The organism is Bradyrhizobium amphicarpaeae (assembly GCF_002266435.3).
Taxonomy (GTDB): Bacteria; Pseudomonadota; Alphaproteobacteria; order Rhizobiales; family Xanthobacteraceae; genus Bradyrhizobium; species Bradyrhizobium amphicarpaeae.
On the sequence record NZ_CP029426.2, the window covers coordinates 6,456,476 to 6,469,019 of the forward strand.

Genomic DNA, 12,544 nt, shown 5'->3' on the forward strand with positions numbered 1-12,544 from the left:
CGGCGCTACGCGCCTTTGCCCACCCGACGAAAGCGGTGACGGCCGCTACTTCGTCAGCAGCGCAAAAGCCCCGGTCCAGCCCTCCGCCGGCGGATTGAGCTGGAAATCCTTGATCCTCGCCTCGTAGAGCCTGAACAGCTTCTCCAGGGTATCGGCGTCCTCGCCCTTGCGCCCGCGTTCGATCGCGTCCAGTGCGCCCTGCCAGTCACGGCTGCGGTAGCAGGCGAGCGTCTCAATGGTGATGTTGCGCAGGCGCTGGAAGGCGGCCGAATGCATCACGTCCTCGCGGCCCGCGATGGCGTAGATCACCTCGGGTTCGGTCTTGCCCTTGACCATGATGAAGTCGAGCTCGAGGATCGCGAACTTGTCCTTGACGGCAAGCGCAGTCCTGGATCCCACGATGATGGGAAAGCCGTATTCCTTCGACTGGCCTTCTAGCCGTGAAGCCAGGTTCACGCTGTCGCCGAGCACCGAATAGTTCTTCTTCAGGTCCGAGCCCATGTTGCCGACCACGCCGATGCCGGTGTTGAGGCCGATGCCGACATTGAGCGGGATGTAGACATGGCCGCCCTCGGCCGCCTCCTGCTCGCGCTCCTTGTTGACCGCGTCGATCCGCTCGAGCATCTGGATCGCGGCCTCGCAGGCGTTGACCTCGTGCTCGGCGTCGTCGAGCGGCGCGTTCCAGAACGCCATGATGGCGTCGCCCATATATTTGTCGATATAGCCTTTCCGCTCGATGATCACGTCGGTGAGCGGCGTCAGGAAGCGGTTCATCAGCGCGATCAGGCCTTGCGGGTCGTGCTTGTAGCTCTCCGAGATCGTGGTGAAGCCGCGCACGTCGGAGAACATGATCGTCATCTCGCGCTCCTCGCCGCCGAGCACGAGCTTCTCCGGCGACTGCGCCAGCTGCTCGACCAGGACCGGCGACATGTATTGCGCGAACTGTCCGCGGATCTGCACGCGCTGCCGTTGCTCGCGCACGAAGCTCGCGAAGATCAGGGTCAGATAGACCGCCGTGGTCGAGAGCAGCGGATAGGTGAAATCGATCAGGTAGCGGTACTGCGCGTAGAAGAACCAGGACACGCCGATCAGGATGGCGGCGAAGGTCGCCCCCGCGAGCACCAGGCGCACCGGGCCGAGATTCGGCGTGAAGATGATCACCAGGATGCCGATGACGAGCGCGGCGAGCAGCTCGACGCCGAGCGCATAGTTCGGCTGGGAGATCACCGCGCCGCTCAGCACGCTCTCCAGCACCTGGGCGTGGATCTCGACCCCCGGCATGGCCCGGGAGACCGGCGTGGTCTTGATGTCGTTCAATCCGCCCGCGGACGTGCCGACCAGCACCAGCTTGCCGGCGATCCTCGAAGGCGGCAGGCTATTGTCGAGCACGTCGACCGCGGACACGTAGATCGAGGGATCCCGGCGGGCATAGTGCACCCAGAGCTGACCGTTCTTGTCGGTCGGAATTTCCGCGCCCTTGAGACGGATCGACCTGATACCGGCCTTGTCCGTGCGGACCAGCAAGGTCGGTGTCCCCGTGACGACGCGCAGGATCTCGAGGCTGAGCGAGGGCATGATGTTGCCCTGGGCGCGCATGATCATCGGCACGCGGCGGATCAAGCCGTCTCGCTCGGTCCGGATCGAGAACAGCCCGCGACCGGCCGCGATCTTCTCGATCTCAGGCACGTTGCGGAGCAGGCCGGGGAATTCGAACAGGAAACGCTCGGCGCCCTCCTCCCCGACCGTGGCCACGCCAGTGAACGGAAGTGATTTGTCGAGTTCGGACAGGACCTCCGGAAGCCCGGTCTCGCCCAGCACGACGCGCGAGCGCTTGATGGCATCGGCGAGGACTTGGTCGTTGCTCGGCAGCTCGCGCAGCTTGGCGCGGGTGGCGTCGTCCAGATAGCGCATCTGACTCGCGACCAGATCCGGGTTGAGCCGGTCGGGCTCCGAGAACACCACGTCGAAGCCGATCGCCACCGCGCCGTTGTTGGTGAGGTTCTGGATCAGGTCGGCGATGCGCGTGCGCGGCCATGGCCACTGGCCGAGCCTGGCGAGGCTCTTGTCGTCGATGTCGACGATGACGACCGGCCGTGCCGCCTTGTGGCGCGGGTCGATCAGCTGGAACATGTCGAAGGTGCGCAGCCGCAATTCCTGGATCGGCGGCGGGTCCCACAGGCGCGCGCCGGCGAACACGACCAGCAGCGCAAGGCACATCAGCCGCGCAAAGCCCAGCTTCCGCGCAAACCACCGCCGCAGGATCTTGAGACGTTTCATGCTGGTAGGACTTCCTGCCTCGCATCGTGCCGTGCGCTCCGATCATGGAGCGTCGGCGCGCGATTGGCTATTCCCGGGATGCGGAGGACATGGATTTTTTGCCGCGGGCGAGCCGTGCGCGGGCCGGCGGAGGCGCGACCGTCCATCAGGCGATATGGCTGCTGCCGAAAATGAAATCGCTGGCCTGGAGGTTTCCGGCCAGGCTCTTCAGGAGCAACGATTCGTGCTCCGTGACCGGCCCACTCTCCGTCAACCCACCGACGCGCTGGCTCCAGGTGACCAAGGTGTCGCCGCCGGACTGGGGGGCGATGACGAGATCGTCGATGGAGCTCACGCCCGAGAACAGCCGCAGGTCGATCTTGTCCACGCCAATCTCGAAATCGTTGATGGTGTGCGCGAAATCGGTGATGGGGTTATGCTCGTTGTCGTACTGGATCGAGCCCGGCGAGAACACGAACTGGTCCTTGCCGGCGCCGCCGATCAGCGTGTCGTTGGTGTCGGTCGAGAAGATGACGTCCTTGCCGCCGGTGCCTGCCAACGTGATGCCCTGGCTCGTGTCGCCGGCCTCGTTGAAAACGAAGTTGACGATGTCGGAGAGGCCCGTGGTCTTGTCCGTGACCGTCAGCGTGATCTGCTCGGTGGCCGGCGGCGAGGCTTGCGGATCGGAGCTGGCACCGGTCGGATTGTAGGTGGCGCCTGTCTCGAAGCCCAAATTGATCTCGTCGAGAGAGCCGGACGTCGGAAAGAAATCGACCTGGCTGAGACCCGGATGCGCGGTCGACACCGCGACGGTGAAGTCATGGTCCGCAGCGCCGACCTCGGTGACCAAAAGGTTGGTGATGACGTCGGAATTGTTCTCGATGATGTGCTCGACCTGGAAGCTCTCGGTGTTGATGACCGGACCGTCAGCAGGGTTGGCAACGGCCTCGTCCGCGCCCGTCACGTCCACCGTTAGCGTGGCCGTGCCGGTTGCACCGTGCACATCCGTGGTCTGGACCGTGAAGACATCCGCGTAGGAGCCGTCCGCCAGCGCATTGATCGCGGCGTCGTCGGGAACGTAGCTGTAGCTGCCGTCGGGGTTGACCGTCAGCGAGCCGTAGAGCCCCGCAACCGTCGTCGCCGCGTGATGATCGGCATTGAGCACGGCGTAGGTGAGCGTCTCCGTCTCGCCGGTATCGGCATCATGGCCCGCCAGCATCCCGGTCAGATCGGAGAAGGTATCGGGGGCCGCCGTATCCGAGAGCGGACCGATGTGGAGATCGGCCAGCGTCGGCGCGTCGTTGCTGCCGGTGATGTCGACGGTGACGACGGCCGCGGTGCCAGCACCATGCCCGTCGTCGGGTACGATGGTGTATTGCAGCGACAGGGTCTGGCCGGCGGCGAGGAAATCGAAGGCCTGGCTGCCCGAATTGAATTGCCACGTGAACTGGGCGTGGGTGGCCGTGCCGTCGAGGATGTCGCCGGACGGGACGGAGAGATAGTTCAGCAGGTCCGTTTGCGACAGCCCGCCGACGCTGTCCGTCTGCAACACGCCGTCGAGAGTCACCTGCAGCTCGCTGACCGACACCGTGACGTGATCGGTCGCATCGACGTCGGAGACCGCGAGCAAGCCATGCGTGAGCTGGCCGGCATTGGTTTCCATCAGATCGGCAACGGCGCCGCCCGGCCCGGAGGTGCCGCTTGCCCAGTCCGCATCGCCCTCGATCACAAGGCTCTTGGCGGGGTTAGCCGTGTTGGAAGCCGTCGTCCCGCTGCCGTCGCCGAGCTGGTAATACCCGGCCAGATTCGCCTCGTTGCCGGTAAGCGCGGTGAAGTCGATCGACTGGATCTGCACCTGCGTGAGCGCAGTGGTCCAGACGCTGACGTCGGCGATCGAGCCGAAGAAGCCTTCCGCGCCAAAGCCCGCCGCGCCCGCCTCGCTCGCGGCGCCGATCATCATGTAGGACGCCGACGGATTCGACGGGCTGCCGTCGATCGGGTTGCCCCCCCATGACTGCGAGTATTCGAGGTTTCCGTCGAGATAGAGCGTGAAGGCGCCGTTGTCGTGGGTCAGCGCAATGTTGTGCCACTGCGACGCCGTGAGCGCCACGCCGGTATCGGCAATGTCGACGCCGCCTGCGAGAATCTGCAGCTCCAGAGTGCCGTCGATATTGACGGTGCCGAGCAGGCCGAAGCCGGTGGTCGAGGTGTTGCCGTTGTAGAACAGGACCTGGCCATGGCCGGGATCCGAGCTCCCGTTCCAGTTCACCCAGCCGTCCAGCGTCACGCCGTCGGTGGCGACCGTCGGCACGTCGCCGACCGCGATGGTGTGGCCGTCGAAATTCATGTAGTCCGAGGTGACATAGGAGACCGCCGGCGCATCGTTGGTGCCGGTGATCGTGACAGTGACGTCCTGGCTGATCTTGCCACCGTGCTGGTCGTCGAACGTGACGGTGTAGACCTGGGTGATGGTCTGCCCTTCCGCCAGCGACTGCAGCACCGGATCGCTGTTGTCGAGCGCGAAGTGCCAGCCCAGCGTCGCGCCATCGTTCGTGTCGGTGGCGGATTCGGACACCGGATCAATCGAGAACGTGCCGATATGCGAACTCGCTCCGAAGCCCGGCAGGTCCGTGCTGACGGACGACGATTTGAACGACCACTCCGCCGTGTGGGTGTCGGTCAGATCGACATCCTGGATCGCCAGCGTGCCGCCGGTCGTCAGCGAGGCGCCATCGTCCTCGTTGACCGTGCCTCTTGCCGCGTCGGCATCGCTGGTGATCGTCGGCGCGTCGTTGGCACCGTTGATGGTGACCGTGACGTCCTGCGCGATCTGCGCGCCATGATCGTCGGTAAAGGTGACGGTGTAGACCTGGGTAATGGCCTGGCCCTCGGCCAGCGATTGCAGCACCGCATTGCCGTTGTCGAGGCTGAAGTGCCAGCCCAGCGTCGCGCCGTTGTCAGTGTCGTTGTTGAACTCGGCCACGGAGGAATCGATCGTGAAGGTGCCGAGCGGCGTGTCGTCATCGAAGCCCGGCAGATGCACGCTCGACGTCGAGGATTTGAACGTCGCCTCTGCGCTGTGGGTGTCGATCAGGTCGAGATCCTGGATCGCCAGCGTGCCGTCGATCGACAGCGTCGCGCTGGCATCCTCGGTCACCACGCCGGCGGCGGCCGCGGCACTGCTGGTGATCGTCGGTGCGTCATTGGCGCCGTTGATCGTGACGGTCACATCTTGCGCGATCTGCGCGCCGTGATCGTCGGTGAAGGTGACGGTGTAGACCTGAGTGATGGTCTGGCCCTGCGCCAGCGATTGCAGCGTCGCGTTACCGTTGTCGAGACTGAAGTGCCAGCCCAGCGTCGCCCCGTTATCGGCGTCGTTGTTGAACTCGGCGACGGAGGAGTCGATCGTGAAAGTCCCGAGCGGCGCATCGCCGTCGAAGCCCGGCAAATGCGCGCTCGACGTCGCCGACTTGAACACAGCCTCCGCGCTGTGGGTGTCGATCAGGTCGAGATCCTGGATCGCCAGAGTGCCGTCGATCGACAGCGTCGCGCTGGCATCCTCGGTCACGCTCCCCGCTGCCGCGTCTGCATCGCTCGTGATGGTCGGCGTGTCGTTGGTCCCGGTGATGGTGACCGTGACGTCCTGCGAGACCTGCGCACCGTTGTTGTCGGTGAAGGTGACGGTGTAGACCTGCGTGATGGTCTGGCCCTTGGCCAGCGACTGCAGCACCGGGTCGTTGTCGTTGAGCACGAAGTGCCAGCCCAGCGTCGCGCCGTTGCTGGTGTCGTCGTTCGCTTCGGTTACTGAAGAATCGATTGTGAAGGTCCCGAGCGGCGTATCGCCGTCAAAGCCCGGCAGATGCGCCGTCGACGTCGCCGACTTGAACACAGCCTCCGCGCTGTGGGTGTCGATCAGGTCGAGATCCTGGATCGCCAGCGTGCCGCCAGCGGTCAGTGTCGGCGTCGCGGCGTCCTCGGTCACGCTCCCCGCTGCCGCGTCCGCATCGCTCGTGATGGTCGGCGTGTCGTTGGTCCCGGTGATGGTGACCGTGACGTCCTGCGAGACCTGCGCACCGTTGTTGTCGGTGAAGGTCACGGTGTAGACCTGCGTGATGGTCTGGCCCTTGGCCAGCGACTGCAGCACCGGGTCGTTGTCGTTGAGCGCGAAGTGCCAGCACAGCGTCGCGCCGTTGCTGGTATCGTCGTTCGCTTCAGTCACTGACGGATCGATCGTGAAGGTCCCGAGCGGCGTGTTGCCGTCAAAGCCCGGCAGATGAGCAGTCGATGTCGCCGACTTGAACACAGCCTCCGCCGTGTGGGTGTCGATCAGGTCGAGATCCTGGATCGCCAGCGTGCCGCCTGTCGACAGCGTCGGCGTCGCGGCGTCCTCGGTCACCGCACCCGCTGCGGCATCCGCATCGCTCGTGATGGTCGGCGCGTCGTTGGTCCCGGTGATGGTGACCGTGACGTCCTGCGAGACCTGCGCACCGTTGTTGTCGATGAAGGTGACGGTGTAGACCTGCGTGATGGTCTGGCCCTTGGCCAGCGACTGCAGCACCGGATCGTTGTCGTTGAGCACGAAGTGCCAGCCCAGCGTCGCGCCGTTGCTGGTGTCGTCGCTCGCTTCGGTCACTGACTGATCGATCGTGAAGGTCCCGAGCGGCGTATCGCCGTCAAAGCCCGGCAGATGCGCAGTCGACGTCGCCGACTTGAACACAGCCTCCGCGCTGTGCGTGTCGATCAGGTCGAGATCCTGGATCGCCAGCGTGCCGCCGGTCGACAGCGTCGGCGTCGCGGCGTCCTCGGTCACGCTCCCCGCTGCCGCGTCTGCATCGCTCGTGATGGTCGGCGCGTCGTTGGTGCCGGTGATGGTGACCGTGACGTCCTGCGAGACCTGCGCACCGTTGTTGTCGGTGAAGGTCACGGTGTAGACCTGCGTGATGGTCTGGCCCTTGGCCAGCGACTGCAGCACCGGATCGTTGTCGTTGAGCACGAAGTGCCAGCCCAGCGTCGCGCCGTTGCTGGTATCGTCGTTCGCTTCGGTCACTGACGGATCGATCGTGAAGGTCCCGAGCGGCGTATCGCCGTCAAAGCCCGGCAAATGCGCGCTCGACGTCGCCGACTTGAACACAGCCTCCGCGCTGTGGGTGTCGATCAGGTCGAGATCCTGGATCGCCAGCGTGCCGCCAGCGGTCAGTGTCGGCGTCGCGGCGTCCTCGGTCACGCTCCCCGCTGCCGCTTCTGCATCGCTCGTGATGGTCGGCGTGTCGTTGGTCCCGGTGATGGTGACCGTTACGTCCTGGGTGACCGTACCACCGTGATGGTCGTCGACTTCAATCGTATAAACCTGCGTGATGGTCTGGCCCTTGGCCAGCGACTGCAGCACCGGATCGCTGTCGTCGAGCGTGAAGGTCCAGCCCACTGCCCCGCGGGAGCTGGCGCCGGGGCTTTCGACCACCGGGGCAAGCGCGAACGTGCCGATATGCGAGGTCCCATCGCTGAAGCCGGGCAGATGCGCGCTCGATATCGTCGACTTCAGCGAGAAACTCGCGGTGTGGGTGTCGGTGAGATCAGGGTCGTTGAATGCGATGGTGCCGGTGGCAACAAGCGTGGCCGCCGTATCCTCGGTCACCGCACCGGCCGGGGTAGTGTCGTCTGCGACGATCGTCGGCACGTCGTTGGTGCCCTCGACATTGACGTCCGCACCGTTGATCGACACGGTGACCGGCGTGCTGACGACACCGCCGTGCCCGTCATCGACCTGCGCCACGTAGTTGAGGGTGAGTTTCTCGCCTTTGGCGAGGAAATCGAAGAGATGGTCGGGAACGCTGTAGGTCCAGGTGGCCGAGCCGTTGTTGGCGTTCCCCGCGCCCTGCACCACGGTCAACGGCACCTCGACGGCAGCGATCGCCGCGAGTTGCTGTGGCGTCAGTGTCGACGTGATATCGTTGCCTTCGGCATCGAGATATTTGAACGGCTGGGTGGACGAGAGCGCCGCGCTCACGATCGGCCGGTCAGTCAGGTCGACGTCGGTGAAGGTGACCGTGCCCGTGATGGTGTCGAGCGCCTCGTTGCCGGTCCCGATCTTCTCGATGACGGTTCCGCCCGACGTCGCGACCGTGGGCTTGTCGTTCGTGCCCGTGATCGTGATGGTGATCGGGATGAATTTGGACTCCGGGCTCACCGCGAAATTGGTGTCGACGCGGAACATGTAGGTCAGCGTCAGGGTTTCGCCGGCCGCCAGGAAGTCAAAGACCTTGTCCGGGATCGTGTAAGTCCAGGCGGCCGAGCCGTTGTTGTCGTTGCCGGCGCCGGGGGCGACGCTGATCTGGATCTGTGTCGCCGCGATGTCCTGCTTCTGGAGCGCGGAGAGCGAGCCGGTGACGTCGTGCTGGCCGGCGTCCTTGTAGACATAGTTTGGTGCGTCGGCGAGGCTGACGCTCACCGTCGGCCGGTCGCCGAGATTTTGATCGAGGAATCTGATCAGGCCGGAAATCGTGTCGGCATGCGTGTCGCCGGTCGCATCAGCACGCTCGGTCAACGCGAACGCCGACGTCACGTTACCGCTGGCGTCGAAGCTCTGCGCAATTGGCTGGTTGGGAATGCGCGTGGCGCCCGGCGTGGAGGTGCTGGGCGTCTCCGGTCCCGGCGGATTGAGGTTGACGAATGTCGCGGTCGCAACGGCGCCGGACGCCGACTTGAACACCACGTCCTGGCTCATCGGCGTGAGCGTGTCGGTGAAATTCGTGGTCAGCTTGGTGTTGGTGTTGTTGTCGGTGAACTTCAGCGTGAACACGTCGGTGATCAGCTTCTGAACGTCCGGCGACATCAGCGCATTGGAGATCGAGACGTTGCCGCCGCTGATCTGGATCATCTGGCCGGCCTGGTTGACCGTCGCGATCGGCAGCAGCGTGACCTTGTCGAACAGGATGTAGGAGCCCGTCGTGCCGTTCGGCTCGACCAGCACCTGGAAGCTCGCCTGCGGCTGCGGATCGCCGCCGCCGGCGGGAACGACGAAGTTGATCTGGGTCAGCACGGCGGTGCCGCGGATGCCCATGGTGGCGACCGGCGTGTCGATCTTCATGTCGCCGTGCTTGGCGGTCTCGCCGGCGACGAAGGTGATGGTGCCGGCGACGAGGCTCAGCAGCGAGGAATTGCTCGACCCGTTGGGGTCGTAGACCATCTCGTTCAGCACCATCCGGGCATTGGAGGACAGGCCGAACACGGTGCCGTCGATGAAGGTGATGCCGAGCGTCGAATCCGATCCGGTCGAAACCACGTCCCCCTTCTCGACGTTGTCGCCGTTGTTGAGGATGACCGAGACGCCGTTGCGGACCGCGGTCGCGCTGCCCGCGAGCTTGGTGACGTGGCCGATGACCTGGGCCGCGGCCGCGCCGCCGGGGGCGGCTTGAGCGACCTGGACATGCCCCGTGAGCGCGTTGACGATGTCGCCGGTAAGATGGGCCCCGTCGGGTGAGGCGAGCGCCGCGCGCTTTTCGCCCCTGAAATAATCGTGAACGACGAACTCGTGACCGTCGTGGGACAGCACAAGATCAAGGCCCGCGCGCTTGAACTCGCCGTTGAAGATCAGGTTCGGGTCGGGAACAACGAACGCGCCGTCAGGGACGTGACCGTGCGCCTTCGCCGTAAAGGAATCGACATGGGCGCCGGCGGGCGAACGGGAGCCCAGGCCGTCCAACGAAATCGCGGCGTCAAATTGGCCAGCGTAATTCAACCGGGCACCGTGAAAGAGTTAAAATTTAAGTAAGTATCGACCGCCTAAGCTTGCATAGCATTAGCAAGTCCTTAGGGATACCATCTATTGCTTGTGTGATTTCGCATCACTTGGCCCCTTGAAGCCCCTACGCGTCGACGCGTACAGAGAAGCGAAAGTAATCCTTCAAATATTTGGAAGTCGAATTCGGCCTGTTTCCACGCATTTCCAGTCATCTAAAGTAAACTTCCGTATAGCTATCGAAGAGATACTTGCGTCATCTTCCCTTCACGATCTCCCGCAGCATCCTGCGGCAGATACGGAGTTAAATCTGTGACCTAGCTAACAGAACCCCATGAAATGGGGGGTCGTTAGCCATAGAATCCAGATTCGCTCCCCACAACCTGTGTCTGCAATTGGCTCTATTTCGCGGCAGCCGGACACCTCCTAGCCGGCGAATCGTAAAATTTTACGCAATTCGGGCAGTCCTGTTTCAGCCTGTTCCCCGGTTTTGGGACCCCAGCCGGGCGCGTTAAGCAGAACAAAACGGCCCGCCTCGCACTATCTCCGCGAAAGCAACAAAGCCCGGCACGTTCAGGTCGAGGGGGACCTGGGTCGAAGTCGGAAGGGGAATGTCAGATGGAGACCGCTGCTCGCTCGCGCACCTGGCGCGCAATCCTTGTCCTGTGCGGATTGATCCTGTGTGGGTCGGCCGCCGAGCTTCGCGCCGGCACGCTGCTGTCGCCGGGCGCAGGCGTTTTCGTGCGCAAATCCGCCGAGCCGTTCGGCGTGTTCGCCTTCGCCATCTCCGCCGGCAGCCTGCAACGGAAATGGCTCTTGCTGAAAGACAAGCTCGACGGCGACATGGTGCAGCTCGCGCTATGCGACGGTGACCGTGACCATTGCGCTTCGCCCGCGGCCCTGAAGCTGCTCGCCATCGTCGACCAGGCCCGCGCCCGCGACGGCCGCGCACGGCTCGGCGAGACCAACCGCGCCATCAACCTTGCGATCCGGGCCGCCGATGACGGCATCGACGACGTCTGGAGCTCGCCGCTTGCGACCTTCGCGCGCGGCGCCGGGGATTGCGAGGACTATGCCATCGCCAAGCTGGCCGCGCTGCTTCTGGCGGGCGTGGCGGCCGAGGATCTCCGCATCGTGGTGGTGCGCGACGTCAGGGCCGGCGAAGACCACGCGGTCGCCGCAGCAAAGCTCGATGGCCGCTGGCTGATGCTCGACAACCGCCGCATGGCCATGGTGGAAGACGACGCGGCGCGCAACTATCAACCGCTGTTCACACTCTACCAATCGGCCGTGCTGAAATATGTCGACGAGCGCGCGCGGTTCTCGATGGTCGCCGCCGAGGCCAATTGATCCTCCCGTAGCCCGATCCCACACAACCCCATTCCACCCCGCGATCCGAAGCGCTAGCATGGCGCCTTCCATGCAGGGGCGACTGGAATGCGGTTCATCGTGCTGACTTTGCTGGCGCTCGCGACGCCCGCGGCCGCCCAGTCCGACCAAGCCATCGCCGACCGGCTGCCGCTGTTTGCCAAGAACAACTGCCAGCAGATTCGCGATCCCGGCAATCAATTGTTCTGCGGAGATGGCGCGCTTGCCGCCGCCGCCGAGAAGCTGAACTCGGCGATCGAGGCGCGGCTCGCCCGCCTGCCCGACCGCCTTCCTGCGATCGAGGAGAATGCGATCTGGATCCGCCAGCGCAATCTAGGCTGCGGCATCGTCGGCCAGACCGCGATCCGCCCCGACGATTTCGAGCGGGTGAAGGCATGCCTGCTCAAGGTGACCGAGGAGCGCGCCGCGATGCTGCGCGATCCTGATTTCGATTGCCTCGCAGCCAACACCGCAGCGGGCGCGCTGATCTGTGCAGACCCGTCGCTGGCGCTTGCCGAAACGGAGCTCAATGGCCAGGTGCTCGCCCTGATCGGCAGACTGGACCCGACTGCGGCGCGCTTTGCCTTCGCCGAATATGGCAGGTGGACACGAGAGCGCGATCGCAAATGCAATCTGGTCGGCAAGGAGAACGTGCCGCTCCAGGAGCTCGAATCCGCAGAGGACTGTGTTGCCGAGCATTTGAAACGCAGGACCGACGAAATTCGCGCGGCGAAGGGCGATCCCAAGAAGGTTTTCGGCCGGCAGGTCGCGGCCCGCATCCCCGACACCGACGCGGTCGACTTCTGCGCGGCGCGGATCCATGCAGCCAATTCGTGCGGCAGCTTCCTTCGCATCAACCGCGTCTACGCGCTCGACAGCCAGGTGACCGAGCAGGAGGCGCAGGTCACCGGTGAAATCGAGATGTCCGTGCTGGCGCCCTTCACCATGTGCAGCAAGGTCGCCTCAAGCTGTACCGGCACCTGCTGGGACGCCAGGACAGGTCGTCCGCAGCCGGGCGCCGCCAACAGAGAGCGCTCGGCTGAAGCCTTCAACGTCACGCGCCGCCTGCGCATTCAGCGGACCTTTGCGTTCGTCAAAGCCGCCGACGGCTGGCGCTGCCGTGAGGACGAGTTGGCCCCGTTGAATTCCGGGACGGCGAGCGGGGGGTCGTAGGGCACTTACCCT

At 64.5% G+C, this 12,544-nt stretch carries 4 protein-coding genes; 2 read left to right on the top strand and 2 right to left on the bottom strand.

The genetic code is table 11. The features are described 5' to 3' along the window. Positions 1 to 45: 45 nt before the first annotated feature. Positions 46 to 2,277 carry a CHASE2 domain-containing protein gene (locus CIT40_RS30285; RefSeq protein WP_094892953.1) on the bottom strand — a complete coding sequence of 744 codons (2,232 nt, stop codon included), beginning with the start codon at positions 2,275 to 2,277 and terminating at the stop codon, positions 46 to 48. Between the two features lie 145 nt (positions 2,278 to 2,422). Next, entirely contained in the window at positions 2,423 to 9,991 is a 7,569-nt protein-coding gene (locus CIT40_RS30290) for a VCBS domain-containing protein (RefSeq protein WP_094892954.1), read from the bottom strand. Positions 9,992 to 10,609: 618 nt separating this feature from the next. On the opposite strand from CIT40_RS30290, the gene CIT40_RS30295 reads away from it, so the two are divergent. Next, positions 10,610 to 11,341, top strand: coding sequence for a transglutaminase-like cysteine peptidase (locus tag CIT40_RS30295; RefSeq protein WP_094892955.1), 732 nt, complete (start codon positions 10,610 to 10,612; stop codon positions 11,339 to 11,341). 87 nt (positions 11,342 to 11,428) lie between these two features. Further along, positions 11,429 to 12,532, top strand: coding sequence for a lysozyme inhibitor LprI family protein (locus CIT40_RS30300; protein ID WP_094892956.1), 1,104 nt, complete (start codon positions 11,429 to 11,431; stop codon positions 12,530 to 12,532). Positions 12,533 to 12,544 lie beyond the last annotated feature (12 nt).